Here is a 26,086-nt window from a genome sequence, read left to right on the forward strand (position 1 = left end):
CATGGAGTCCAGATGCCAGCTCTCTACGTGATGATCCCGGCCGCGCTGCTGATCGTGGCCATCGCTATCTACATCTTCTTCTGGGCAGTCGATAGCGGTCAGTACGACGATCTCGACGGCCCGGCCCACAGCATCCTGTTCGACGATCAGGACCCGAACCACAAGGCAGCGGTCGACGAGGCCGGCGGCCATCCGGCCAAACCGGACGATAAGGCGCCGCCCCATGCTTGAGTTGGCGCCACTGTTGGTGTCTGCGCTGATCCTCGGCTTGCTCGGCGGCGGGCATTGCCTGGGCATGTGCGGCGGCTTGATGGGCGCGTTGACCCTGGCGATCCCCAAAGAACAACGCAGCCGACGCTTTCGACTATTGCTGGCCTACAACCTGGGGCGCATTCTCAGCTACGCCGCGGCCGGCCTGCTGATCGGCCTGGCCGGTTGGGCCGTGGCCAATAGCCCGGCGGCGATGTTCATGCGCATTCTCGCCGGGCTGCTGCTGATCGCCATGGGCCTGTACCTGGCCGGCTGGTGGAGCGGCCTGACCCGCATCGAAAGCCTCGGCCGTGGCCTGTGGCGGCACATCCAGCCGGTGGCCAACACATTATTACCCGTGTCGAACCTGCCCCGCGCCCTGCTGCTGGGCGCGCTATGGGGCTGGCTGCCGTGCGGGCTGGTTTACAGCACATTGCTGTGGTCGGCGAGCCAGGGCAATGCGCTGGACAGTGCATTGCTGATGCTGGCATTCGGGCTGGGCACCTGGCCGGTGCTGCTCGCCACAGGGCTTGCCGCCGAGCGCGTCACGGCGTTATTGCGCAAACGCAGCGTCCGCATGACCGGTGGCTTGCTGGTGATGGTGTTCGGTATCTGGACCTTGCCAGGGCCGCATCAGCATTGGCTTATGGGGCATTAGCTCGGCGGCGCGCCCTTCGCGGGCAAGCCTCGCTCCTACAGGAGTCCGCGATCCCTTGTAGGAGCGAGGCTTGCCCGCGAAGAGGCCCTCACTGACAACACAAATCCCGACCCTTGATGCAAATCAAGATGCCTTTGCGCACTTCTCCCTAGACTCGCCGACATTGCCAGCCTATCCGGGGGAATGCCCGCATGCTCGACGCCATTCGTTGGGACACAGATCTGATCCGCCGTTATGACCTGGCGGGACCGCGCTATACCTCGTACCCGACCGCCGTGCAATTCGACAGCCAGGTCGGCACCTTCGACCTGTTTCATGCCCTTCGCGACAGCCGTAAAGCCCTGCGGCCGCTATCGCTGTATGTGCACGTGCCGTTCTGCGCGAATATTTGCTACTACTGCGCCTGCAACAAAGTCATCACCAAGGACCGTGGACGCGCCCAGCCCTATTTGCAGCGCCTGGAACAGGAAATCCAGCTGATTGCCTGCCACCTCGACCCGACGCAAAAAGTCGAGCAACTGCATTTCGGCGGCGGCACACCGACCTTTCTCAGCCACGACGAACTGCGCCAGTTGATGGCTCAGCTGCGCAAGCATTTCAATCTGCTGGACGACGATTCCGGCGACTATGGCATCGAAATCGACCCTCGCGAGGCTGATTGGTCGACCATGGGCCTGCTCCGGGAACTCGGTTTCAACCGGGTCAGCATTGGCGTTCAAGACCTCGATCCGGCGGTACAACGGGCGGTCAATCGCCTGCAAAGCCTGGAAGAAACCCGTGCGGTGATCGACGCGGCCCGGACCCTGCAATTTCGCTCGATCAACATCGATCTGATCTACGGCCTGCCCAAGCAGACGCCCGAGAACTTCGCCCGCACCGTCGACGAAGTCATCAGCCTGCAACCGGACCGGCTCTCGGTGTTCAACTACGCCCATCTGCCGGAACGCTTCATGCCACAACGGCGGATCAATGGCAACGATCTACCGGCACCGGCACAGAAGCTGGAAATGCTCCAGCGCACCATCGAACAACTGACGGCTGCCGGTTACCGCTACATCGGCATGGACCATTTCGCCCTGCCTGACGATGACTTGGCGATTGCTCAGGAAGAATCGACGCTGCAACGTAACTTCCAGGGCTACACCACGCATGGTCATTGCGATTTGATCGGCCTGGGGGTATCGGCAATCAGCCAGATCGGCGATTTGTACTGCCAGAACAGCAGCGACCTGAACCAGTACCAGAACTCATTGGCGTCCGCTCAACTGGCCACCAGCCGTGGCCTGATATGCACCGCTGACGATCGCTTGCGCAGAGCCGTGATTCAGCAGTTGATTTGCCATTTCAGCCTGGAATTCCTGGAAATCGAGCGAGTCTTCAATATCGATTTTCGTGGTTATTTCGCCGAGCTTTGGCCACAGCTATTGGATATGGCCGAAGATGGGCTGATCGAGTTGGACAACGAGCGGATCACCGTACAGCCCGCAGGCCGGCTGCTGGTGCGTTCGGTGTGCATGGTTTTCGATGCGTATCTGGAACACACCAATCGTCAACGCTTTTCACGAGTGATCTAAGGCCTTGCGGTTAAATTGTCGCAGGCTGGCCCGAATGTCCTCCCGTGAGTTACCCTTACGGCTTATGTGTGTTTTCCCACAAGGATTAAAGAAATGTCCGAGCCAGTAAAGCTGCGCGCTCATAGCCAGGCCCATTGCAAGGATTGCAGCCTGGCACCTCTCTGCCTGCCACTTTCTTTGAATCTGGAAGACATGGATGCGCTGGACGAAATCGTCAAACGAGGTCGCCCGCTGAAAAAAAACGAATTCCTGTTTCGTCAGGGCGACACGTTCGATTCCGTTTATGCAGTACGCTCCGGCGCCCTCAAGACCTTCAGCCTGAGCGATGGCGGCGAAGAACAGCTCACTGGCTTCCATTTGCCGAGTGAACTGGTCGGCCTGTCGGGCATGGACACTGAAAAGCACCCTGTCTCGGCGCAAGCACTGGAAACCACTTCGGTGTGCGAAATCCCTTTCGAACGCCTCGATGAACTGGCTCTGCAACTGCCGCAACTGCGCCGTCAGTTGATGCGGGTGATGAGCCGCGAGATTCGTGATGATCAGCAAATGATGTTGCTGCTGTCGAAGAAAACTGCCGACGAGCGCATCGCCACGTTCCTGGTCAACCTGTCGGCCCGTTTCCGCGCTCGGGGCTTCTCGGCCAACCAGTTCCGGTTGAGCATGTCGCGCAACGAAATCGGCAATTACCTGGGCCTGGCGGTGGAAACCGTGTCGCGGGTGTTCACCCGCTTCCAGCAAAACGAACTCATCGCTGCCGAGGGCAAGGAAATACATATCCTCGACCCGATCCAGCTCTGCGCCCTGGCCGGCGGCTCGCTCGACGGCTGATCCTGGCAATGGCGGCTGAGCGAAACGGTTCAGCCGCCGTTATACTGCGACGTTTGCAGCCTGCCAGGACACTTCGACGATGGTCTTCGACTCCTTCGACATCAAATCCCTGATCCGTCCCGTGATCGACTTCCCCAAACCGGGCGTGATCTTTCGCGACATCACTCCGTTGTTCCAGTCACCCACGGCCCTGCGCCTGGTGATGGACAGCTTCGCCCATCGTTACGTCGAAGCCGACTTCACCCACATCGGCGCCATGGATGCCCGTGGCTTCCTGATCGGTTCAATCCTGGCCTATCAGTTGAACAAACCGCTGGTGCTATTCCGCAAGCAGGGCAAACTGCCGGCCGACGTGTTGGCCGAGGGTTATCAGACCGAGTACGGCGAAGCCTTTCTCGAAGTCCACGCCGACAGCCTGTGCGAGGGTGACTCGGTAGTGATGTTCGATGACCTGATCGCCACCGGCGGCACGCTGATCGCGGCGGCGAACCTGATTCGGCGCATGGGCGCGCGGGTGCATGAAGCGGCGGCGATCATTGACTTGCCGGAACTGGGTGGTTCGCAGCGTTTGGAAGACATGGGGATTCCTACGTTTTGCCTGACGCAGTTTGCGTTGAGCGATAAGTAAGGCGGCGTCTGCACTGACACCTTCGCGAGCAAGCCCGCTCCCACATTGGATCTCTTGCGTACACAAATTCTGTGAACGACAGAGGCCCAATGTGGGAGCGGGCTTGCTCGCGAAAACGCCAGTCGCCACACCGCAGATTAGAGCCCCATCTGCTTGCTGATGATCTCATTCATCACTTCCCGCGTTCCCCCACCAATCGACAAAATCCGATTATCGCGATACAGCCGCTCCACCAGGCTCTCGCGCATATAACCCAGGCCGCCGAGGATCTGCACGGCGTCGTTGGTAATGCGATCAGCCGTGTCAGTAGCAAAATTCTTGGCCATGGAGATTTCCTTGATCACGCTCTGCCCGGCGGCCATTTTCGCTGCCTGGCGGTAGGTGAACTCCCGTGACACCTCCAGCGCCGTGGCCATTTCCGCGAGACGGTGCTTGAGCACCTGGAACTTGCCGATGGGTTTACCGAAGGCTTCACGCTGACGAGCCCATTTCAGGCTCTCCTCCAGCGCCAACTGCGCGGTCATGTTGGCCATCAACGCCAGGGCCAGGCGCTCACTCTGGAAGTTGCCCATGATGCAGGCGAAGCCCATGTTCTCGGCCCCAATCAGATGGCTCACCGGCACCCGGCAATCATCGAAAAACAGTTCGGCGGTGTCTGACGCCCACCAGCCCATTTTCTTCAACTGACGACCGACGGTGAAACCGGGTGTGCCCTTCTCGATCAGCAGCAAACTGATGCCGCCAAAACCCGGCTCGCCAGTGCGCACCGCGACGGTGTAGAAATCCGCGCGAACGCCGCTGGTAATGAAGGTTTTGCTGCCGCTGACCCGGTAAAAGTCGCCGTCTCGCACGGCGCGGGTTTGCAGGTTGGCGACGTCGGAGCCGCCGCTGGGCTCGGTGACAGCCAGGGCGCTGATCTTCTCGCCCGCCAGCACCTGAGGCACAACGCGATCGCGGACTTCGGGCCTGGCCCACTTGAGGATCGGCGGCAGACCAATGTCCAGCGAGCCCAGCCCCGCGACCAGACCACCGGAACCACAGCGCATCAGCTCTTCACTGGCAGCGATCTTGGCAAACAGGTCCCCTTCATGGCTACCGCCCAAGGCTTCGGGATAACCAATACCCAGAATCCCCGCCGCACCGGCCTTTAGGTAGAGTTCACGAGGGAAGCTTTCGGCTTCTTCCCACTGGTCGATGTCCGGAAGAATCTCACGCTCGACGAAACGTCTGACGCTGTCGCGGACCAATTGGTGGCTGGGGTCGAAGTATTCCTGAAAGGCAGGCATCGGCGAGCTCCACTGAAGGTTCAGCGAAGTTAACCGAGCGCTTGCTTGGTTTTCAATAGCGTTGTGTGAACCAGATGGACCGAGGCGCATTCTTCGCGGGCAAGCCTCGCTCCTACGGTTTTGCGTCGTGCGAATATTCGCGAACCACCGATATCCGTAGGAGCGAGGCTTGCCCGCGAAGGGGCCTGTTCAGACACTACAAGGTAATCGGCTTACGCCCGGCAAACGAATGCGCCAATGTCCCGCCGTCCACCAGTTCCAGCTCGCCACCCAACGGTACGCCATGGGCTATGCGCGAGGCGATCAGGCCTTTGTTGCTCAGCAACTGGGCGATGTAATGCGCCGTGGCCTCGCCTTCCACCGTCGGGTTGGTGGCGAGGATGACTTCGGCAAACGTGCCCGCTTCTTCGATCCGCGTCATCAGTTGTGGAATGCCGATGGCTTCCGGCCCTAGCCCGTCGAGCGGCGATAGGTGGCCCTTGAGCACGAAGTAGCGACCACGGAAACCGGTCTGCTCCACCGCGTACACATCCATCGGGCCTTCCACCACACACAGCAAAGTGTCGTCGCGGCGTGGATCGGCGCATTGCGGGCACAGATCGTCTTCGGTCAGCGTGCGGCACAAGCGGCAGTGGCCCACTCCTTCCATGGCCTGGCTCAGCGCCTGGGCCAGTCGCAAACCGCCGCTGCGATCACGCTCAAGCAGTTGCAACGCCATGCGCTGGGCAGTTTTCTGACCCACGCCCGGCAAAATTCGCAGGGCGTCGATCAGTTGGCGAATCAAAGGGCTGAAGCTCATGGGGAAAAGTCCGACATAACAACGAGACGCGGTTTATACCCGCGCCTCGAATGAGCGTCAATTACTCACCTGTTTTCGATGTTTTTTGCGATGGATCGAGTCGATCTTCTTCGCGGGCAAGCCTCGCTCCTACAAAGGGAGCCCAGAAACAAAAATGCCAGGCGCGATGCCTGGCATTTTTTTGTAACCCATCCGACGCGCGTTGGCGAATCAGAATGGCAGTTTCATACCCGGTGGCAATTGCATGCCAGCGGTCACGCCGGACATTTTGTCCTGGCTGTTGGCTTCGATCTTGCGCACGGCGTCGTTGACGGCTGCGGCGAATACCGCTTCCAGCATTTCCTTGTCGTCTTCGCTCAGGCCTTCGACCAGGCTTGGGTCGATGGTTACGCGCTTGACGTCGTGACGACCGGTCATCACCACGGTGACCATGTCGCCGCCGGCTTTACCGGTGACTTCGGCGTTGGCCAGCTCTTCCTGCATCTTGGCCATTTTTTCCTGCATCTGCTGCGCCTGCTTCATCAGGCCGGCCATGCCACCTTTCATCATGGGAATCACCTCAAAAGTACTTGGATAAAAACAGCGCCCGGCGAATATGGCCAAGCGCCTTCAGTTATTAGCCCTGACTGACCAGGGCCTCGACAGGTTCAATAGTATCGTGACGGACCACCGCCTCGAACTGCTGCATCATTTGCTGGATGAACGGATCGCCGTGGATCGATTCTTCGGCCTCACGCTGACGGTTGGCACGACGACGGGACGAGGCCTGAGCTGGGGTTTCCTGCTCAGGCTTGATCAGCTCCATATTCAGGGTCAGCGTGCGCCCGTGAAACTGGTTCAATGCATCGTTGAGCCGACGTTGTTGCGTCGCGTTGAACAAGGCGCTGTGGGCCGGGTCCAGGTGCAACAACCAATTGTCGCCATCGACGGCGATCAGCGTGCAGTTGGCGGCGATACTGGCGGTCATGCCGGACACCGGCAGTTTCGGGAATATCTCCAGCCATTGCAGGGCAAGGCCGGTGGCCGGCATCGCGGCCGGTTCTGGCTCGGGTTCCGGCGCAGGTTCGGCAGTGTGCTCGCTGGCCAGTTCATCGAGGTAGCTGTAGGCCGAGTCCATGTCCGGCTCGATGTAGTCCTCGTCCAGCGGCGGCTCGTCGTCCTGATCCAGGCCTGGCGTGGCGGCATCGACTTCAGCCATGGACGGTTCCGGGATCGGCGCAGCGGCCCATTCCGGCGCATCCGGCACCACACTGTCCGGCGTCGGCATGGGCATCGGTGGCAATTCGGGTTGTTCACCAGCCGTTTCCAGCACCGGCTCGATGGCAGGCTGCTGGACAACTTCGGGCTCTACCGGGTCGTTCCACGGCAGATCGACGACCTCTTCGACCGCTACGGGTTCGACAACAGGCTCAGGCTCGGGCGCGATCACGGGCGCGACCGGCTCAGGCGCAGCTACCGGGACAGGGGCTGGTGCAACCACAGGCGCAACCGGAGGCGGTGCAACGGCCGTAGCGACTACCGGCGCAACAACTGACGCGGCAGCCACTGAGTTTGCGGAATCAACTGTGGCCTGGCTGATCCCCACTGGCTTTAGCGGTTGCCTCGGCGCGTCCGCAGTGTCTGCCGGCCGGAACGCGAGCATTCGCAGCAGGACCATTTCGAAGCCACCGCGCGGGTCCGGCGCCAGCGGCAAATCCCGCCGACCGATCAGGCCCATCTGGTAATAGAACTGCACATCTTCGGCCGGCAATGCCTGGGCCAAAGCCAATACGCGATCACGGTCGCCATGGCCGTTGTCGACGCCTTCAGGCAGGGCCTGGGCGATGGCGACACGGTGCAGCACATTGAGAATTTCCGAGAGCACGCCGTTCCAGTCAGGGCCTTGTTCGGCCAGATGACGCACGGCTTCAAGCAACGCCTTGGCGTCGCCTTCGATCAGCGCATGCAAAACGTCGTAGACCTGGCCGTGATCGAGCGTACCGAGCATGGCTCGCACGTCGGCGGCCATGACCTTGCCTTCACCGAAAGCGATGGCCTGATCGGTCAGGCTCATGGCGTCGCGCATCGAACCGTCAGCGGCGCGGCCCAGCAGCCACAGCGCGTCGTCTTCGAACGGCACGTTCTCGACGCTCAGCACGTGGGTCAAATGCTCGACCACCCGCTCCGGGGTCATGTTCTTCAGGGAGAACTGCAGGCACCGAGAAAGAATCGTAGCAGGAAGTTTCTGCGGATCGGTGGTGGCCAGGATGAACTTGACGTAGGGCGGCGGCTCTTCAAGGGTTTTCAACAGCGCATTGAAGGAATGGCTGGAGAGCATGTGCACTTCGTCGATCAGGTAAACCTTGAAGCGCCCGCGGCTCGGCGCGTACTGCACGTTGTCGAGCAGCTCGCGGGTGTCTTCGACCTTGGTCCGGCTCGCGGCGTCGATCTCGATCAGGTCGACGAAGCGGCCTTCATCGATTTCGCGGCACACCGAACACTCGCCGCAGGGGGTCGAAGTGATACCTGTTTCACAGTTCAGGCATTTGGCGATGATCCGCGCGATGGTGGTCTTGCCGACCCCGCGGGTACCGGTAAACAGGTACGCGTGGTGCAGCCGCTGGCTGTCCAAGGCATTGATCAGAGCCTTGAGCACATGGGTCTGGCCGACCATTTCGCCGAACGAGCGCGGACGCCATTTACGTGCAAGAACCTGATAACTCATCGAAAACCGTCGCAACGAAGGAACAGAAGCGGCTAATGCTAGCGGAGCAAGGCCAAAATTGCATCCGGTGCGCTCGTCTATTCTGGCTAAGCTGCACTTTGAGGGGCTTTTATTGGCTCAGGTTAGAGCCGTACCGGAGCGTTTAAGGCTGTCTGGCCGAGCGTCTGCCATTGCGACGGGGCGACAAAACCCGCCACCCAGGCCGGCACCTCACCGGGCGGCATGGGGCGCGCGATGAAATAGCCTTGAGCGACTTCGCATCCCAGCCGCAACAGCAATTCACCGTGCTCAACGCTTTCCAGTCCCTCGGCAATCACCTGCCGACCGAACGCCCGGGCCAGGCCAATCACCGCAGTGGTCAGGGCCAGGTCGTCACGATCATTCAGAATATCGCGCACGAACGACTTATCGATTTTGATGGTTTGGGTGCGTAAACGCTTGAGGTAACTCAAGGACGAGTAACCCGTGCCGAAATCCCCCAGGGAAAACTGCACCCCCAACGCCTGACAGGCCTGCAAACAGGCACTGACATGCTGGATATTCTCGATCGCCACCGACTCGACGATTTCCAGATCGAGCATCTGCGGGGCGACCTGGGCATGTCGAGCGAGTACCTGCCTGAGCCGCTCGACGAAATCGGCGCGCTGAAAATGTCGCGCCGCGATATTGATACTGACCGGCCAGCCCTGCCCCGCTTGCTGCCAACGGTGCAATTGCGACAGAACCTGATCCATCACCCATTCACCGATATCGATGATCAGGTCGGTGTCCTCCACCAGCGGCAAAAATTCCCGAGGTGGCACCATGCCGTTTTGCGGATGTTCCCAACGCAACAACGCCTCGAACCCGACGACCACGCCACGGCGCATGTTCACCTTGGGCTGGAAATGCAGGCGTAACTCACCGGCGGCCAGCGCCTGACGCACCCGTTCTACGGTCTGGTGAGTGACCTTGACCTCCTGATCCCGAGAAACATCGAATAGATGAAAGCGGTTTCGCCCGCGCTGCTTGGCCACGTACATCGCCTGATCAGCGTGGCGCAGCAGGGTTTCGGCATCTTCGTTGTCATGGGGAAACAGGGTGACGCCGATACTGGCGAACACATTGATGGCTTTGCCATGCAGCGTGTAAGGCGCCGAAATCGCCCCCAACACGCGATTCAGCGCTGCGCACAATTCCGGCAGATCACGCACATAACGCAGCACCAGTACGAACTCGTCACCGGCCAGTCGCGCCACGACGTCTTCGCCGCGCACAATGTCGCGTAAACGCTTGGCCACTTCCACCAGCAACATATCGCCACTGGCGTGACCGTAACCGTCGTTGACCGCCTTGAACCCATCGAGGTCAAGCATGCACACCGCCAACGGAATGTTTTCATGCCGGGAGAATTCCAGCGCCTGATCCAGCAAGTCCGACAGGAATGCGCGGTTGGGCAGCCCGGTCAGCACGTCATGCCCGACCCGCCATTGCAAGGATTGCAGGAGTTGGCGTTTTTCGCTGATGTCGAAACGAATCGACAGGTATCGGTGAACGCGCCCGGTGGCATCGTCGAGCACCGGCACCATGGTGCTGTCGACCCAATACAGGCTGCCATCCTTGGCGCGATTACAGATTTCGCCCTTCCAGATATTGCCCAAGGCGATGGTGCGCCACATGGCGGCGAAGAAATCGGCGGAATGCAGGCCGGAGTTCAGCAGGCGATGGTTCTGCCCCAGCAGTTCCTCGCGGCTGTAGCCGGACACGGCGCAGAATTGATCGTTGACATAGGTAATCCGGCCGTCCAGATCGGTCTCGGAAAAAATGGCGGCTGCATCCACGGCCCTGCGGTATTTCTCATCCATGAGTCAGGCTCACTGTCGCTAGCGGTGGTACCGCTCGACCAGCGCAGGATGCCCGGAAGAGGTGTTTTGAGACGTACTGCGCAGAGACACGTTATCACTCCATGAACAGCATTTGATGACCCCGGACCGCCGAAGATCCAGGGCATAGTAGCAACACCGACTCTGGTAATATTTCGCGAGGCTTCAGACCGTCAGCGGCCTTTGTGCATACCCGGCAGGGAACGCAATGCTGGCTTTTTCATATCGCCTAAACTTCAGAAAGCAGATCACCCCTAAACCCTTCGAAGCGGCGATTCTACGAAATGCATCACATTTTGCAAAGCAAGGTGATGGATCATGCAGTTGCCTAATGCAAAAATCTATCGTTAAGTTCTTGATTCTAAATGGGAATTGAGCGATGCAAATTTCAAGTTTGGGTCCGGCCATCCGACGCTACCGTAAGGTCGCAGGGCTTACTCAGGCTGAACTCGGCGAAAAAACCGGTTTTGACCCCAAAACCATCAGTCGCTTCGAAACAGGCACCTATACCCCCAGCGTGGAAGCATTGTTTTTGCTTGCCGACGTGCTGGGCGTGAAGCTGAAAGCCTTTTTCGCAGATCTGGAAGACGAAGATGAACAGCGGGCATACCTGTTCAGCGTCATACACAAAGCCACCCCGAAGGATCTGGGAAAGCTGATCGCAGCGGTTGACCAGGCCTTGTCCAAGCCTAGTGCCAGTAAATGAAAAAAGGAGGCCGATCTGTCGAATGCGACAGATCGGCCTCCTTTTTTGTATCCCGCGCTTTAATTCGGAAACGACGAAACACCGCCCTGGATGAGCTCCATGGCAGGGGAAAAAACAGTATTTTTAGATAGAAAACACGAAAGAGGGTTCGTGCTGCGTTATGGAGGCAACCCCACCAGCCACACCCCGGCACACAATGTTCCCGCTGTGGCTGCTTCCTTCCGGATCTGACCAGGTTCACGGGTAATCGTTGCGGGGGGACCGATGGGGTCACCATAACGACGCTCACCTGACGGCGAGCCGCGCCATTGTACCTATCTGAGACGAAGTTACAACCGTTCGCGGAGATTAAAAAATATGAGCCGCGTCAAGGACATGCGCTGGCCCTGAAACACCGCGACCTGTAGCAGCTGCCGAAGGCTGCGTTCGGCTGCGCAGCAGTCGTGAAATCAGGCAACCCGGTTTTCAGATAAGCCGCGGACACCGGGTTTACGACTGCTGCGCAGCCGAACGCAGGCTGCGCCAGCTGCTACAAGGCTGCGATCTTTTGATCCTATTGCGCCAATACCTCATCCGCCCTGCCGCCCTCTTGCTGGATCACCAGATGAATGAAGTGCAGCTTGGCAATCACCGCCGTCGGCAGGGCGAACGGATAAAAATCCGGCTGACCCATGCTGCGCGACAATTCGTTGAGCATGCCGGCCAGTTCGATCCATGCGTTGACGAACGACAGGAACGCCGGGCCGCCAGGGTGTTGCGGGTCGAATAGCGTACTGGGCGGAAACGGCTGGTAATCGAAATCCATTTCCTGCGCACTCATGCCAAACCCCAGGGCAGTGTCCACTGCATCCATCATGTGCAGGTAGTGAGCCCAGGTTTCCGCCCAGTCTTCCCAGGGGTGCATGGTGGCGTAGGCACTGACGTAATGTTGCTGCCAGTCAAGCGGCGCGCCTTGCTGATAATGCCGCTCAAGGGCCTCGGCGTAGCTTGCTCGTTCGTCGCCGAACAGACCGCGAAACGGTTCCAGCCAATGACTGTTGGCGACCAGGCGGTCCCAGTAGTAATGCCCCACCTCGTGACGAAAGTGACCGAGCAGCGTGCGATAAGGTTCGTGCATCTGCACGCGGACCTGCTCGCGATGGGCATCGTCGGCTTCCTTTATATCGAGGGTGATCAGACCGTTGGCGTGCCCGGTGGTCGGTGGTTTGCCTTCGAGGTCGATACCGATGAAATCGAAGGCCAGACCGGTTTCTTCGTCCACGGTTTTCGGAATGACCGACAAGCCCAGGCTGATCAGCTGCGCCACCAGACGACGCTTGGCGATTTCCACTTTGCGCCAGCGCTCGTGATTCTCGGGGATCGACAGGTCGGGGATGGTGCGATTCAGGCTACAGGCAATGCACAAGGCATCGTGATCGTTGGCCGGCAGCAGCCAGTTGCATGCGGCTGGAGAATCGAGATTGGCGCAGCGACGGAACACACCCGCATCGGGATCGGCGTCGAGCAACCAGGTATCCGCTTGCGGGCCGGGCTGCAACGATGACAAGCGACTCTGCTGCGGCTGATAGCCCAGCGCTGCCGAACAGGCCAGGCACTGACTGTTGCGAAAGAACAGCGACTGCCCACAGCGGCAATGCCAGACCTTGCTGTTGCGCGAACGCTCGCCCATGAAGGGTGCGGCGATGCGTGAACTGAGCTGTTCGAAGAAGCGGTACATGGCGATCTCTCCCTTGGGGCCTGCCAAGACTAGATCATTCCTCCAACATGATCGTTCCACGTTCTTTGTGGCGAGGGGGCTTGCCCCCGTTCGGCGGCGAAGCCGTCGCAAAACCTGCTTGCACGGTATGTCTGACAGATCGCGGTTGCTTGTTTTAGGGCCGCTACGCAGCCCAACGGGGGCAAGCCCCCTCGCCACAGATCCTGCACTAGATCGAGATGTTGTATTCCTTCAGACGCGCCACAAACGCCTCTTCATCCAGCACCTTCAACCCCAGCTCATTGGCCTTGGCCAACTTCGAGCCCGCGCCCGGACCGGCGACCACGCAATGGGTCTTGGCCGACACGGAACCGGCCACCTTGGCACCGAGGCTTTCAAGTTTGTCCTTGGCGACATCGCGACTCATCAGCTCAAGCGAACCGGTCAGCACCCAGGTCTGCCCGGCCAGCGGCAACCCTTCAACGACTTTCTTTTCACTCTGCCAATGCATACCGAAATCGCGCAGCTGCTTTTCGGCAGCTTCGGCGAGCTGACGATTTTCCGTGCCCGCAAAGAACTCGCGAACCGAAGTCGCCTGTTTTTCCGGCAGTGCCTGACGCATGTCCAGCCAATCAGCACTCATCACCGCTTCGAGCGAGCCGAACTTGTCCGCAAGCTTCTGCGCCCCGCCCGGCCCGACCGATGGAATGTGCAATTTATCGAGGAAGCCGCCCAACGTGGTACTGGCGGAAAACTCAGCACCCAGCTCGCCCTGATCCTGAATCTGCATGCCGTGCTTGAGCAGATCCGCGATCACCTGCCGGTTATGTGCATCTTCAAAGAAGCTGTGAATCTCGTGGGCCACTTCCAGCCCGACATCCGGCAGGTACGTGAGCACTTGCGGCAATGCCTGCTGAACCCGCTCCAGCGAGCCGAGAGAACGCGCGAGGACCTTGGCCGTCTCTTCGCCGACATCGGGAATGCCCAAGGCGTAGATGAACCGCGCCAGACTCGGCTGCTTGCTGTCTTCGATGGCGCCGAGCAGGTTCTTGCTCGACAGTTCGGCAAAGCCTTCCAGGTCGACAATCTGCTCGAACGTCAGGGCATAGAGATCGGCCGGCGAACTCACCAGGCCTTCGTCCACCAATTGCTCGACGCTCTTCTCGCCCAGCCCTTCGATGTCCATGGCGCGGCGCGAAACGAAGTGAATGATCGCTTGCTTGAGTTGCGCACCGCAGGCCAGTCGGCCGACACAGCGATACACCGCGCCTTCGCTGATGGTCTCGCGACCCTTGCTGCGCTTGACCAGTTGCGTGCGCTCGACATGGGAACCGCAAACCGGGCACTGCTCGGGAATCTGCACCGGCCGGGCATTCTCCGGACGGCGCTCGGTGACCACTTGCACCACTTGCGGGATCACGTCACCGGCGCGGCGGATGATCACCGTGTCACCGATCATCAGGCCCAGCCGCGCCACTTCATCCATGTTGTGCAAGGTCGCGTTGGCCACGGTGACACCCGCGACCCTGACCGGTTTCAAGCGTGCCACCGGCGTCACGGCACCGGTGCGACCGACCTGGAATTCCACGTCGAGCAGCTCGGTGAGTTCTTCCATGGCCGGAAATTTGTGGGCAATCGCCCAACGCGGTTCGCGAGCGCGGAAACCTAGCTCACGCTGGGACGCAATGCTGTTGACCTTGAACACCACGCCGTCGATTTCATACTGGAGCGCATTGCGACGCTCACCGATGTCGCGGTAGTAATCCAGGCATTCTTCGATGCCATGCGCCAGTTTCAACTCATGACTGATCGGCAGGCCCCAGGCTTTGAGTTGCTGCAGGTTGCCAATGTGCGTGTCGGCAATATCCGCCGAAATCTGGCCAATGCCGTAGCAGCAGAATTCCAGTGGGCGATTGGCGGTGATCTTCGAATCCAGCTGCCGCAAGCTGCCCGCCGCCGCGTTACGCGGGTTGGCGAAGGTCTTGCCGCCGACTTCCAGTTGCGTGGCGTTGAGCCGCTCGAAACCGGCCTTGGACATGAACACTTCACCCCGCACCTCCAGGGTCGCCGGCCAACCGGTGCCATGCAGTTTGAGCGGAATATTGCGCACGGTGCGCACGTTGACGCTGATGTCTTCACCGGTGGTGCCATCGCCGCGGGTGGCGCCGCGCACCAGCACACCGTTCTGGTACAGCAGACTGACCGCCAGGCCATCGAGCTTGGGTTCGCAGCTGTACTCCACCGCCCCGCCACCGCCGAACAAATCGCCGACCGGCAAGTCCAGCCCTTCCGTCACCCGGCGATCGAATTCGCGCATGTCGGTTTCTTCGAAGGCGTTGCCCAGGCTGAGCATTGGCACTTCGTGACGCACCTGAGTGAACGCCGACAGCGCTGCGCTGCCGACACGCTGAGTCGGCGAGTCGCTGGTGATCAATTCGGGATGGGCCGCCTCGAGGGCCTTGAGCTCGTGGAACAAGCGATCGTATTCGGCATCCGGAATGCTGGGCTCATCCAGCACGTGGTAACGATAGTTGTGCTGATCGAGCTCGGCGCGCAGCTCTAGAATGCGGTTTTTGGCGGCGGTCATGGGTGTTCTCTCATAAAGCAAAAGAGCAGCCGAGGCTGCTCAATCTGTTGATGCTGTACAAATCATTGTAGGAGCCAGGCTTGCCGGCGAAGGCGTACATGAGATCGCCTTCGCCGGCAAGCCTGGCTCCTACAAGATCAGCGCTTCTGGGTCAAAGCGCGACGCTCGAACTCGACGATACGCTGACGGTAGTGCTCAATCGTTTGGGCGGTCAGCACGCTGCGCTGGTCGTCTTTCAGTTCGCCGTTCAGCTCCTGGGACAGTTTGCGAGCCGCAGCCACCATCACGTCGAAGGCTTGCTTGGGATGACGCGGGCCTGGCAGACCGAGGAAGAAGCTCACCGCCGGGGTGCTGAAATGATCGATATCATCCAGATCGAAGACACCCGGCTTGACCGCGTTGGCCATGGAGAACAGGACTTCGCCGTTACCGGCCATGCTTTCGTGACGGTGGAAAATGTCCATCTCGCCGAAACGCAGACCGCTTTCCAGAATGTTCTGCAGCAGTGCCGGGCCCTTGAAGCCAGCCGGGTCGCGGCAGATCACGCTGATCACCAGCACTTCTTCGGCTTGCGGCTGATCTTTCTCGGCCGAGCTGGCAGGCTTGGTGTCATCCGGGAAATCGTCGTCACGGCTGTTGAAGCTCGGGCCGCCGTCCAGATCCAGATTGAGATTCAAGTCGCCTTGCGACGGCTCGCCATGGCCACGCTTGCCGCGCTTGGAACCCGACTCGCGAGGTTCACGGGCAGGCATGCTCACCGACGGCAGATCATGCTCGTCCAGTTGCGGTTCTTTATGGGTATCCAGCACGCGGGGCGGGCCCAACAGCTCGGCGCTGGTGTCCTCATCCGGCAAATTGGACAAACTTCGGTCAAGACGGAATTTCAGTTTTCCCTTGCCGCCGCGCATGCGACGCCAGCCATCGAAAAGAATACCGGCAATGACAATAATGCCGATGACGATCAGCCACTCGCGCAGACCGATTTCCATGTAATCCCGTGCCTCTATAAAAAATGCTGAAAAATAAGGGGTTTACATTGTGTAAACCGCTTTAAAACGTGGCGCCAACTCTATGTTCTGACAGGCGTTTTGCCCACGTATACGAAAAATTGACATTAAACTAGCACGACCAAAGGCAACTTTACACCGTCTCTCACAGTGGCTTGCGCGAATTATGTCGATTGGCCAGCAAGTCAAGGCAGGTAAAAAGCCCTACAGCTCAAAAATACTTGCCCTACACGCAATGACTCAGGCGTCCACCATGGCCATCGCCTCCTCCACATCCACTGCCACCAGACGCGAGCAACCGGGCTCGTGCATCGTCACCCCCATTAATTGATCGGCCATTTCCATAGCGATCTTGTTGTGGGTGATGTAGATGAACTGCACCGTCTGCGACATTTCTTTGACCAGCCGTGCGTAGCGTCCAACGTTAGCGTCATCCAATGGCGCGTCAACCTCATCGAGCATGCAGAACGGCGCCGGATTCAACTTGAAGATGGCAAAAACCAGGGCCAATGCGGTCAGGGCTTTTTCGCCACCGGAGAGCAAATGGATGGTGCTGTTCTTCTTTCCTGGCGGCTGCGCCATGATCGTTACCCCTGTATCGAGTAGATCTTCGCCCGTCAGTTCCAAATACGCGCGTCCTCCACCGAAAACTTTTGGGAAAAGGGCCTGTAAACCGCCATTGATCTGATCAAAGGTATCTTTGAAGCGGTTTCGGGTTTCCTTGTCGATCTTGCGAATGACGTTCTCGAGCGTGTCCAGCGCTTCCACCAGATCGTCGTTCTGAGCATCCAGATAACGCTTACGCTCGGATTGTTGCTGGTATTCGTCGATGGCTGCGAGGTTGATCGCCCCGAGGCGCTGAATCCGCGCGGCAATGCGCTCGAGTTCTTCTTCGGCGTCTTTCTCGTTGGCCCCGGCCAGCAGCGTGGCGAGCACGCCGTTGAGATCGTAGCCGTCTTCGAGCAATTGATCCTGCAAAGTCTTGCGCCGCACCGTCAGCGCTTGCCATTCCATGCGCTGCTGCTCGAGCTGGCTGCGAATCAACTGCGATTGCTGCTCGGCCTGAGTGCGGCGCTTCTCGGCATCGCGCAGTTCGCGGTCGGCATCTTCCATGGCCATTTGCGCGGTCTTGAGTTCTTCGTCAACCGTCATGCGCTTGTCGAGCAGCTCTTCGAGTTTCAGCCGCAGCTCTTCCAGCGGCGCCTCGCCCTCTTCCAGATTGAGGCTGAGCTGTTCACGCTTCTCGGTCAGGCGCTCGGACTGCATTTCCAGCCGTTCAAGGGCCTGACGAGTGGAGTCGTGTTGCGCCTTCAGCGAACCGAGGCGCACCGCCAATTGATGCGCATGATCCTTGTGCTGTCGGGCTTCTTGACGCACCCGGTCGAGGCGTTCGCGCAGGCTGTCGCGCTGGGCCAACAGCAACTCACGCTGCTCGGTGTCCAGCGCCATGCTGTCGAGGGCTTCCTGCAATTGCAGGCGCGCTTCGCCGATGTTCTCGTGTTCCAGGGCGCGCTGTTCGCTCAACTCGGCAAGTTCTTCATCGAGACGGGTGCGGCGCAGGGTCAACTGCTCGACCTTGGCTTTGCCGGCGGACAGCTGGGCTTTCAATTCGCCTTGCTGACGGGCCTCGTCTTGCAGCAATCGACGCAGATGTTCGCGGCCGTTTTCCTGCTGACGCTGTTGCGCCCTGAGATTCTGAAGTTGGGTTTCCAGGGTTTCGACCGTGGCTTCGCGCTCTTCGCGTTCAAGGCCCAAGCGCTGGATTTCCTGGCCACGGGCGAGTACGCCGCTTTCGGCTTCACTGGCCCGACGTACGCGCAAAAAGTGTCGGCCGACCCAGTAACCGTCGCGGCTGATCAGGCTTTGCCCGGCAGCCAATTGCCCGCGCAAGGCCAGGGCCTGCTCAAGGCTGTCGACCGGTTTGACCTGCCCCAGCCATGGCGACAAATCAATCTGCGCCTCGACCTTGTCGAGCAAACTGCTGGGCACTCGCACGCCATCGGTGGCCGGGCTGAGCAGGCGCAAATCGCCTTGGGCAAACCCGGCCAGATCGAAGTCACCGAAGTCTTCCACCAGCACCGCTTGCAGGTCGGCGCCGAGCACGGTTTCCACCGCCAGTTCCCAACCGGCCTCGACCTTCAGGCCTTCGGCCAGACGCGGACGATCGGCCAGATGCTGTTCGCGCAGCCATTCGGCGGTGCCGGTGCCGGGATCGAGCGCGGCTTGCTGCAAGGCCTCAAGCGATGCGAGACGCCCGTTGAGCCGCTGCAAATCACCTTGGGCTTGCTGCTGCGCCGAAAGCGCTTGCTGCAACTCCTGACGCAGTTGCTCAAGGCGTTCGACCTGAGCTTCTTCGCTGGCCTGCAAGTCTTCGAGCGTGGCCTCAGACGCAGCCAGCTGCTCGCTGAGTTCCATGATCGCCGCGTCTTCCGGGTCCGCCGATAGCAACGCACGCTCTTCACCAAGACGCTTCTGACGATCGGCCAAACGTTCCAGGCTGGTTTCCAGCTGCTGGATCCGCGACTGCTGAACTTCAGCCTGACGGCGTGGTTCGGCGGCGGTGAGGTTGAACGTGTCCCACTGCTCCTGCCAACCGTGCATGGTGGTTTCGGACTCTTCCAATGCCGCAGCAGCTTCTTCGGCGGCGGCGCTGGTGACTTCCTGTTCCGGCGTGAGCATGTCCAGCTCTTCGCCCAAGGTCAGCAGCAAGGTGCGGTCGTGGCCCAGGTGAGACTCTGTTTCCAGCCGCGCGCGCTCGGCTTCCTTCAGGTCGTCCTGTAGCTGACGCAAACGTTGCTGACCGTGCTGAATACTCTGCTCGACCCGGGCGATGTCGCCGCCGACCGAATAGAAACGCCCCTGCACCAGATTGAAGCGTTCGGACAGATCGTGATGACCGTCGCGCAGGCGTTCGATGGCCGCGTCGGCATTGCGCTGCTCAGCCACCAGGGCTTCAAAGGTGACTTCCTGGGTGCCGATGATCGACTCGCGCTGGCCGACCTGCTCGTTCAACGCCTGCCAGCGCAGGGCCGATAGCTGGGCCTTGAGCTGACGCTCCTCGCCTTTGTATTCCTGATACTTCTTGGCGGCCTCGGCCTGGCGGTGCAAGCGTTCAAGCTGACGCTCGAGCTCTTCGCGCAGGTCGGTCAGGCGGGCAAGGTTTTCGTGGGTGCGGCGGATACGGTTTTCAGTCTCGCGCCGACGTTCCTTGTACTTGGAAATACCAGCGGCTTCTTCGATGAAATTGCGCAGGTCTTCGGGCTTGGACTCGATCAGCTTGGAGATCATGCCCTGTTCGATGATCGAATAACTGCGCGGGCCGAGGCCGGTACCCAGAAAGATGTCGGTGATATCGCGGCGGCGGCATTTGGTGCCGTTGAGGTAGTAAGTGGTCTGGCTGTCGCGGGTCACTTTGCGGCGAATGGAAATTTCCGCATAGGCCGCCCATTCGCCGAGCAGTGTGCCGTCGGAGTTATCGAACACCAGCTCAATGCTCGCCTGACTCACCGGTTTACGGCTGGTCGAGCCGTTGAAGATGACGTCGGTCATCGATTCGCCGCGCAAGTTCTTGGCCGAGCTCTCGCCCATCACCCAACGCACGGCGTCGATGATGTTCGACTTGCCGCAACCATTGGGGCCGACCACCGCCGCCATGTTACTGGGGAAGTTTACCGTGGTCGGGTCGACGAAGGATTTGAACCCCGCCAGTTTGATGCACTTGAGCCGCACGCTTAAGCGACCGTCAGGGCAGAGACCACCAGATCGCAGCTGCGCTGGGCGTACGCCGTCAGCACCACGCGGATCTGAGGAAAGTCACGAGCCAGCACGGCAGCGAGCAAGCGTTCGAACAGCTCGAGGAACTCGCTCATCGAGGCCTTGCGCTGATCCAGCGCGAGGAAATACGCGCGGCTCATGGCCGGCTGCAAATTCTCGACGGTTTCCTGCAAGTACGGGTTGTTGGCAAACGGATAGGCGGCGCGCATCACGCTGAAGCTGTCGTCGACGAACGTGCGGATGTCCTGACGTTCGTAGCTGGCGGTCAGGCGCTGCTGGATCTGCACGAACGGCGCCATGTCGGCCTGGACTTGCCAGCCGCTGGCCACGGCGTTGCCGAGCAGAATGTACAACTCGCTCATCAGCGTACACAGGCTCTGCACCTTGTGCGCCGTCAATTCGGTCACGTGGGCGCCACGTCGCGGCAAAATCGCGATCAAGTGGCGGCGCTCAAGGATCAGCAAGGCTTCACGGACTGAACCGCGGCTGACATTGAGCGCCAGCGTGACCTTCTGTTCCTGGATGCGCTCCCCCGGCTTCATTTCGCCGCGAATGATACGTTCGGCGAGGTGGTGAGCGATTTGCTCGGCGAGGCTGTCCGGCGCCTTGAACGTCATGGTTGTCCTTCAAACTCTTCGATCTGCACAAGCGGCGCAGTGTAGCGCAATTGATGGGTCATGGCGGAGTGCCCACCCAGCGGTTTTTGGCACGATTCACGCAAACAGCAAGCTATCCCGTGAGGGTCAATAATGAAGGAACGAGTCGTTGATCGACAAAATGCTATTTCCTGACCTTTAAGTCAGAAAATCATTGACCGAAAAGTCAGACCTGATAAATTCGGCTCATGTCGGTTAACAACAATAATGAGTTTGCGAGGCCTTCCGTGATCCAGTTTTTACTAAACCAGGAACTCCGTAGCGAGCACGCCCTGGACCCGAACCTGACCGTGCTCAATTACCTGCGCGAACATGTGGGCAAACCCGGCACCAAAGAAGGCTGCGCCAGCGGTGACTGTGGCGCCTGCACCGTGGTGGTTGGCGAGTTGCAGACGGACGACGATGGCCGCGAACACATTCGCTATCGCAGCCTCAACTCGTGCCTGACGTTCGTCTCCTCCTTGCACGGCAAGCAACTGATCAGCGTCGAAGACCTCAAGCACCAGGGCGAGCTGCACAGCGTGCAAAAAGCCATGGTTGAGTGCCACGGTTCGCAGTGCGGCTTCTGCACGCCGGGCTTCGTGATGTCGCTGTTCGCGCTGCAAAAGAACAGCGACGCACCCGATTCTCATAAAGCCCACGAAGCCCTGGCCGGCAACCTCTGCCGCTGCACCGGTTATCGGCCGATCCTGGCCGCTGCCGAGCAATCTTGCTGCGGCAAACAACCCGACCAATTCGATGCTCGCGAAGCGGAAACTATCGCTCGCCTGAAAGCCATCGCCCCCACCGATATCGGCGAACTCAATAGTGGCGACAAGCGCTGCCTGGTGCCGTTGACCGTGGCCGATCTGGCCGACCTCTATGACGCTTATCCACAAGCTCGCTTGCTGGCCGGTGGGACGGATCTGGCGCTGGAAGTCACCCAGTTTCACCGCACTTTGCCGGTGATGATCTACGTCGGCAACGTCGCTGAAATGAAACGCATCGAACGCTTCGACGATCGCCTGGAAATCGGCGCCGCCACCGCCCTCTCCGACTGCTACGACGCCTTGAAGGCCGAGTACCCGGACTTCGGCGAATTGCTGCAACGTTTCGCTTCCTTGCAAATCCGCAACCAGGGCACCCTCGGCGGCAACATCGGCAACGCCTCGCCAATCGGTGACTCACCACCGCTGCTGATTGCCCTCGGCGCGCAGATCGTCCTGTGCAAGGGCGAAACTCACCGCACCATGGCCCTGGAAGATTACTTCATCGATTACCGGGTGACCGCGCGCCAGGAAAGCGAGTTCATCGAAAAGATCATCGTGCCGCGGGCCAGCGTTGAACAATTGTTCCGCGCCTACAAGGTTTCCAAGCGTCTGGACGATGACATTTCCGCCGTTTGTGCCGCGTTCAACCTGCGCATCGACACTGGCGTGATCGCCGACGCCCGCGTTGCTTTCGGCGGCATGGCGGCCATTCCAAAACGCGCCAAGCACTGCGAAGCCGTTCTGCTCGGCGCGCCGTTCAACAACGCCACCCTCGAACGCGCCTGCGCTGCATTGGCCGAAGACTTCACGCCACTCTCGGACTTCCGCGCCAGCAAGGAATACCGCCTGCTCAGCGCGCAGAACCTGCTGCGTAAATACTTCATCGAACTGCAAACACCGCACATCGAGACTCGGGTGACCGCTTATGTCTAATCATCACGCTGTAGAGAAGACCCAAGCCGAACTGGCTGAATTGTTCGCCAAGGACCTGACCACCGGTGTCGGCCGCAGCGTCAAGCACGACAGCGCCGACAAGCATGTGTCCGGCGAAGCGCAGTACATCGACGATCGGCTGGAATTCCCCAATCAGCTGCACGTTTACGCACGGCTGTCAGACCGAGCCCACGCAAAAATCATCAGCATCGACACCAAGCCTTGCTACGCCTTCGAAGGCGTGCGCATCGCCATTACTCACGAAGATGTGCCTGGCCTGAAAGACATCGGCCCACTGCTGCCGGGCGACCCATTGCTGGCCATCGATGACGTGCAATTCGTCGGTCAACCGGTACTGGCCGTTGCGGCGAAAGACCTGGAAACCGCGCGCAAAGCAGCGATGGCCGCGATCATCGAATACGAAGATCTGGAACCGGTTCTGGACGTGGTAGAAGCCCTGCGCAAACGCCATTTCGTCCTCGACAGCCACACACATCAGCGTGGCGATTCGGCCACTGCGCTTTCTACTGCCGAACATCGCATCCAGGGCACGCTGCACATCGGCGGCCAGGAACACTTTTATCTGGAAACCCAGATCTCTTCGGTGATGCCGACTGAAGACGGCGGCATGATCGTTTACTGCTCGACCCAGAACCCCACCGAAGTGCAGAAACTGGTGGCGGAAGTGCTGGACGTGTCGATGAACAAAATCGTCGTCGACATGCGCCGCATGGGTGGTGGTTTCGGCGGCAAGGAAACTCAAGCGGCAAGCCCGGCGTGCCTGTGCGCGGTGATCGCGCACCTGACCGGCCAGCCGACCAAAATGCGCCTGCCGCGTGTTGAAGACATGCTGATGACCGGCAAGCGTCACCCGTTCTACGTCGAGTACGACGTGGGCTTTGACAGCACCGGTCGCTTGCATGGCATTGCGCTGGAACTGGCCGGCAACTGCGGTTGCTCGCCGGACCTCTCGGCGTCAATTGTCGACCGCGCGATGTTCCATGCCGACAACTCTTACTACCTGGGCGATGCGACCATCAACGGTCACCGCTGCAAAACCAACACTGCGTCGAACACCGCTTACCGTGGTTTCGGCGGCCCGCAAGGCATGGTCGCGATCGAAGAAGTGATGGACGCGATTGCCCGCCATCTGGGCCTCGATCCGCTGGCCGTGCGCAAGGCCAACTACTATGGCAAGACCGAGCGCAACGTCACCCATTACTACCAGACCGTCGAGCACAACATGCTCGAGGAAATGACCGCCGAACTGGAAGAAAGCAGCCAGTACGCCGAGCGTCGCGAAGCGATCCGTCGCTACAACTCCAACAGCCCGATCCTGAAAAAAGGCCTGGCGCTGACCCCGGTGAAATTCGGTATTTCCTTCACCGCCAGCTTCCTCAATCAGGCCGGTGCGCTGATCCACATCTACACCGACGGCAGCATCCACCTGAACCACGGTGGCACCGAAATGGGCCAGGGTCTGAACACCAAGGTTGCGCAAGTCGTGGCTGAAGTGTTCCAGGTGGAAATGGACCGCGTACAGATCACCGCGACCAACACCGACAAGGTCCCGAACACCTCGCCAACCGCTGCTTCGAGCGGCGCCGACCTCAATGGTAAAGCGGCGCAAAACGCGGCTGAGATCATCAAGAAACGCCTGGTGGAATTCGCCGCGCGGCAATACAAGGTCAGCGAAGAAGACGTGGAATTCCACAACGGTCACGTGCGGGTTCGCGATCACATCCTGACGTTTGAAGCGCTGATCCAGCAGGCCTATTTCGCCCAGGTTTCACTGTCGAGCACCGGCTTCTACAAGACCCCGAAAATCTACTACGACCGCAGTCAGGCACGGGGGCGGCCGTTCTACTACTACGCCTTCGGTGCAGCCTGCGCCGAGGTGATCGTCGACACCCTGACCGGCGAATACAAGATGCTGCGCACCGACATTCTTCACGACGTCGGCGACTCGCTGAACCCGGCGATCGACATCGGTCAGGTCGAGGGTGGTTTCATCCAGGGCATGGGTTGGCTGACCATGGAAGAACTGGTGTGGAACAACAAGGGCAAACTGATGACCAACGGCCCGGCCAGCTACAAGATCCCGGCGGTGGCGGACATGCCGCTGGACCTGCGGGTGAAGCTGGTGGAAAACCGCAAGAACCCGGAAGACACGGTGTTCCATTCCAAGGCCGTGGGTGAGCCGCCATTCATGCTCGGCATCGCCGCATGGTGCGCGATCAAGGACGCCGTGGCCAGTTTGGGTGACTACCGGCATCAACCGAAAATCGACGCACCGGCGACCCCGGAGCGGGTGTTGTGGGGCTGTGAGCAGATGCGGCAGTTGAAGGTGGCCAAGGCTGCCGAAGCCGAGGCCGAGTTGGCTCCGCTCTAAACCGCGGCGGGGCCTTCGCGGGCAAGCCTCGCTCCTACAGGTCAGGTGCCAGAACGCGAACGACGCGAAACCTGTAGGAGCGAGGCTTGCCCGCGAAGAGGCCCAAACAGACAACAGAGATGTTGAGGTGAATATGTACAACTGGATCGACGCCCTCGCCGACCTGCAAACCCGGGGCGAACCCTGTGTGTTGGTGACCATCATCGAAGAGCTCGGCTCGACGCCGCGCAATGCCGGCTCGAAGATGGTCATCAGCGCCACGCAAGCCTTCGACACCATCGGTGGTGGGCATCTGGAATACAAGGCCATGCAGATCGGCCGCGAGATGCTTGCCAGCGGCAAGCAGGACACCCACCTTGAGCGCTTCAGCCTCGGCGCCAGCCTGGGCCAGTGCTGCGGTGGTGTGACCGTATTGCTGTTCGAACCGATGGGCCAGGTCCAGGCGCAGATCGCCGTATTCGGCGCCGGCCACGTCGGCCGGGCGCTGGTGCCGCTGCTCGCCAGCCTGCCCTGCCGGGTGCGCTGGATCGACTCGCGGGAAGCGGAATTCCCCGCTCAGATCCCCCATGGCGTGCGCAAAATCGTCACCGAAGAACCGCTGGATGAAGTCGACGACTTGCCCGCCGGCAGCTACTGCATCGTCATGACCCACAATCACCAGCTCGACCTTGAACTCACCGCCGCAATCCTCAAGCGCAACGACTTCGCCTACTTCGGCCTGATCGGTTCGAAGACCAAACGGGTGAAGTTCGAACACCGCCTGCGTGACCGCGGTTTCGACAGCGCCGTGCTGCAACGCATGCGCTGCCCGATGGGCATCGGCGAAGTCAAAGGCAAGTTGCCTGTGGAAATCGCCATCTCCATCGCCGGCGAAATCATCGCCACCTATAACGCGAATTTCGGCCAGCACACCGCCAGCGCCGGATCATCGATCGCCAAACTGCTGCCTGCTTCACGCCGCAGCCAAGCTTCAAACTAAAAAGCCACGAATTGAGAAC

The 26,086-nt window shown here is 60.0% G+C and carries 19 protein-coding genes and 1 other RNA gene; 9 read left to right on the forward strand and 11 right to left on the reverse strand.

Annotation, left to right across the window (positions count from 1 at the left end):
• Positions 1 to 12 precede the first annotated feature (12 nt).
• The 5 genes from ccoS to ACIPLA_RS15010 all read left to right on the forward strand — a co-directional run bounded on the left by ccoS (position 13) and on the right by ACIPLA_RS15010 (position 3,937).
• Positions 13 to 231: a cbb3-type cytochrome oxidase assembly protein CcoS gene (gene ccoS / locus ACIPLA_RS14990; RefSeq protein WP_008075166.1), complete on the forward strand. Its 219-nt coding sequence runs from the start codon at positions 13 to 15 to the stop codon at positions 229 to 231.
• Positions 224 to 907, forward strand: coding sequence for a sulfite exporter TauE/SafE family protein (locus ACIPLA_RS14995; RefSeq protein WP_007933361.1), 684 nt, complete (start codon positions 224 to 226; stop codon positions 905 to 907). The genes ccoS and ACIPLA_RS14995 overlap by 8 nt, the downstream gene beginning before the upstream one ends.
• A 191-nt stretch (positions 908 to 1,098) precedes the next feature.
• A complete protein-coding gene (gene hemN / locus ACIPLA_RS15000) occupies positions 1,099 to 2,481 on the forward strand; it encodes an oxygen-independent coproporphyrinogen III oxidase (protein ID WP_401173777.1) in 1,383 nt (460 codons plus the stop codon).
• Between the two features lie 93 nt (positions 2,482 to 2,574).
• On the forward strand, positions 2,575 to 3,309 hold the full coding sequence (gene fnr, locus ACIPLA_RS15005; protein WP_218394353.1) for a fumarate/nitrate reduction transcriptional regulator Fnr: 735 nt from the start codon (positions 2,575 to 2,577) through the stop codon (positions 3,307 to 3,309).
• A 79-nt stretch (positions 3,310 to 3,388) separates the two neighbouring features.
• Positions 3,389 to 3,937, forward strand: a complete 549-nt coding sequence (locus ACIPLA_RS15010) for an adenine phosphoribosyltransferase (RefSeq protein WP_008075170.1) — start codon at positions 3,389 to 3,391, stop codon at positions 3,935 to 3,937.
• Between the two features lie 137 nt (positions 3,938 to 4,074).
• On the opposite strand, the gene ACIPLA_RS15015 is transcribed toward ACIPLA_RS15010, so the two are convergent.
• From ACIPLA_RS15015 to ACIPLA_RS15035, 5 genes are all read right to left on the reverse strand, one after another.
• The gene (locus ACIPLA_RS15015) at positions 4,075 to 5,223 is read right to left on the reverse strand and encodes an acyl-CoA dehydrogenase family protein (RefSeq protein ID WP_218394352.1); all 1,149 of its coding nucleotides are present in this window, start codon (positions 5,221 to 5,223) and stop codon (positions 4,075 to 4,077) included.
• A gap of 196 nt (positions 5,224 to 5,419) precedes the next feature.
• Entirely contained in the window at positions 5,420 to 6,022 is a 603-nt protein-coding gene (gene recR, locus ACIPLA_RS15020; RefSeq protein ID WP_401173782.1) for a recombination mediator RecR, read from the reverse strand.
• Positions 6,023 to 6,232: 210 nt separating this feature from the next.
• Positions 6,233 to 6,571 (reverse strand): YbaB/EbfC family nucleoid-associated protein, encoded by a 339-nt coding sequence (locus ACIPLA_RS15025; RefSeq protein ID WP_007905413.1) that lies wholly within the window; start codon positions 6,569 to 6,571, stop codon positions 6,233 to 6,235.
• 67 nt (positions 6,572 to 6,638) lie between these two features.
• A complete protein-coding gene (gene dnaX / locus ACIPLA_RS15030) occupies positions 6,639 to 8,726 on the reverse strand; it encodes a DNA polymerase III subunit gamma/tau (protein WP_401173785.1) in 2,088 nt (695 codons plus the stop codon).
• Between the two features lie 122 nt (positions 8,727 to 8,848).
• On the reverse strand, positions 8,849 to 10,570 hold the full coding sequence (locus tag ACIPLA_RS15035) for a bifunctional diguanylate cyclase/phosphodiesterase (protein ID WP_218394349.1): 1,722 nt from the start codon (positions 10,568 to 10,570) through the stop codon (positions 8,849 to 8,851).
• A 397-nt stretch (positions 10,571 to 10,967) separates the two neighbouring features.
• Here ACIPLA_RS15035 and ACIPLA_RS15040 point away from each other — a divergent pair, with 397 nt between their 5' ends.
• A complete protein-coding gene (locus ACIPLA_RS15040) occupies positions 10,968 to 11,294 on the forward strand; it encodes a helix-turn-helix domain-containing protein (protein ID WP_007905395.1) in 327 nt (108 codons plus the stop codon).
• A 170-nt stretch (positions 11,295 to 11,464) separates the two neighbouring features.
• On the opposite strand, the gene ffs is transcribed toward ACIPLA_RS15040, so the two are convergent.
• The 6 genes from ffs to ACIPLA_RS15070 all read right to left on the reverse strand — a co-directional run bounded on the left by ffs (position 11,465) and on the right by ACIPLA_RS15070 (position 20,975).
• An RNA gene (ffs, locus tag ACIPLA_RS15045) (signal recognition particle sRNA small type) lies at positions 11,465 to 11,561 on the reverse strand.
• Between the two features lie 286 nt (positions 11,562 to 11,847).
• Entirely contained in the window at positions 11,848 to 13,011 is a 1,164-nt protein-coding gene (locus ACIPLA_RS15050) for a putative zinc-binding metallopeptidase (RefSeq protein WP_401173789.1), read from the reverse strand.
• 208 nt (positions 13,012 to 13,219) lie between these two features.
• Positions 13,220 to 15,577 carry an NAD-dependent DNA ligase LigA gene (gene ligA / locus ACIPLA_RS15055; RefSeq protein ID WP_401173792.1) on the reverse strand — a complete coding sequence of 786 codons (2,358 nt, stop codon included), beginning with the start codon at positions 15,575 to 15,577 and terminating at the stop codon, positions 13,220 to 13,222.
• 137 nt (positions 15,578 to 15,714) lie between these two features.
• Positions 15,715 to 16,566 (reverse strand): cell division protein ZipA, encoded by an 852-nt coding sequence (gene zipA / locus ACIPLA_RS15060; protein WP_008067907.1) that lies wholly within the window; start codon positions 16,564 to 16,566, stop codon positions 15,715 to 15,717.
• Positions 16,567 to 16,824: 258 nt separating this feature from the next.
• Positions 16,825 to 20,313 (reverse strand): chromosome segregation protein SMC, encoded by a 3,489-nt coding sequence (gene smc / locus ACIPLA_RS15065; protein WP_401173795.1) that lies wholly within the window; start codon positions 20,311 to 20,313, stop codon positions 16,825 to 16,827.
• 2 nt (positions 20,314 to 20,315) lie between these two features.
• Entirely contained in the window at positions 20,316 to 20,975 is a 660-nt protein-coding gene (locus ACIPLA_RS15070) for a GntR family transcriptional regulator (RefSeq protein WP_401173798.1), read from the reverse strand.
• Between the two features lie 266 nt (positions 20,976 to 21,241).
• On the opposite strand from ACIPLA_RS15070, the gene xdhA reads away from it, so the two are divergent.
• The 3 genes from xdhA to xdhC all read left to right on the forward strand — a co-directional run bounded on the left by xdhA (position 21,242) and on the right by xdhC (position 26,067).
• On the forward strand, positions 21,242 to 22,696 hold the full coding sequence (xdhA, locus tag ACIPLA_RS15075; protein WP_218394344.1) for a xanthine dehydrogenase small subunit: 1,455 nt from the start codon (positions 21,242 to 21,244) through the stop codon (positions 22,694 to 22,696).
• Positions 22,689 to 25,088, forward strand: coding sequence for a xanthine dehydrogenase molybdopterin binding subunit (xdhB, locus tag ACIPLA_RS15080; RefSeq protein ID WP_401173802.1), 2,400 nt, complete (start codon positions 22,689 to 22,691; stop codon positions 25,086 to 25,088). Before xdhA ends, xdhB begins: the two co-directional genes overlap by 8 nt.
• A gap of 133 nt (positions 25,089 to 25,221) precedes the next feature.
• Positions 25,222 to 26,067 (forward strand): xanthine dehydrogenase accessory protein XdhC, encoded by an 846-nt coding sequence (xdhC, locus tag ACIPLA_RS15085; protein ID WP_401173805.1) that lies wholly within the window; start codon positions 25,222 to 25,224, stop codon positions 26,065 to 26,067.
• Positions 26,068 to 26,086: the final 19 nt, after the last annotated feature.

It is taken from the genome of Pseudomonas sp. NPDC086112, assembly GCF_044746425.1.
Lineage (GTDB): Bacteria > Pseudomonadota > Gammaproteobacteria > Pseudomonadales > Pseudomonadaceae > Aquipseudomonas.

Coding starts and splice junctions, on each gene's coding strand:
- recR (WP_401173782.1), bottom strand. CDS start 6,022: ATGAGCTTCAGCCCTTTGATTCGCCAACTGATCGACGCCCTGCGAATT.
- dnaX (WP_401173785.1), bottom strand. CDS start 8,726: ATGAGTTATCAGGTTCTTGCACGTAAATGGCGTCCGCGCTCGTTCGGC.
- ACIPLA_RS15015 (WP_218394352.1), bottom strand. CDS start 5,223: ATGCCTGCCTTTCAGGAATACTTCGACCCCAGCCACCAATTGGTCCGC.
- ACIPLA_RS15070 (WP_401173798.1), bottom strand. CDS start 20,975: ATGACGTTCAAGGCGCCGGACAGCCTCGCCGAGCAAATCGCTCACCAC.
- ccoS (WP_008075166.1), top strand. CDS start 13: ATGCCAGCTCTCTACGTGATGATCCCGGCCGCGCTGCTGATCGTGGCC.
- hemN (WP_401173777.1), top strand. CDS start 1,099: ATGCTCGACGCCATTCGTTGGGACACAGATCTGATCCGCCGTTATGAC.
- xdhC (WP_401173805.1), top strand. CDS start 25,222: ATGTACAACTGGATCGACGCCCTCGCCGACCTGCAAACCCGGGGCGAA.
- ligA (WP_401173792.1), bottom strand. CDS start 15,577: ATGACCGCCGCCAAAAACCGCATTCTAGAGCTGCGCGCCGAGCTCGAT.
- zipA (WP_008067907.1), bottom strand. CDS start 16,566: ATGGAAATCGGTCTGCGCGAGTGGCTGATCGTCATCGGCATTATTGTC.
- fnr (WP_218394353.1), top strand. CDS start 2,575: ATGTCCGAGCCAGTAAAGCTGCGCGCTCATAGCCAGGCCCATTGCAAG.
- ACIPLA_RS15010 (WP_008075170.1), top strand. CDS start 3,389: ATGGTCTTCGACTCCTTCGACATCAAATCCCTGATCCGTCCCGTGATC.
- ACIPLA_RS15050 (WP_401173789.1), bottom strand. CDS start 13,011: ATGTACCGCTTCTTCGAACAGCTCAGTTCACGCATCGCCGCACCCTTC.
- ACIPLA_RS15040 (WP_007905395.1), top strand. CDS start 10,968: ATGCAAATTTCAAGTTTGGGTCCGGCCATCCGACGCTACCGTAAGGTC.
- xdhB (WP_401173802.1), top strand. CDS start 22,689: ATGTCTAATCATCACGCTGTAGAGAAGACCCAAGCCGAACTGGCTGAA.
- ACIPLA_RS14995 (WP_007933361.1), top strand. CDS start 224: ATGCTTGAGTTGGCGCCACTGTTGGTGTCTGCGCTGATCCTCGGCTTG.
- ACIPLA_RS15025 (WP_007905413.1), bottom strand. CDS start 6,571: ATGATGAAAGGTGGCATGGCCGGCCTGATGAAGCAGGCGCAGCAGATG.
- ACIPLA_RS15035 (WP_218394349.1), bottom strand. CDS start 10,570: ATGGATGAGAAATACCGCAGGGCCGTGGATGCAGCCGCCATTTTTTCC.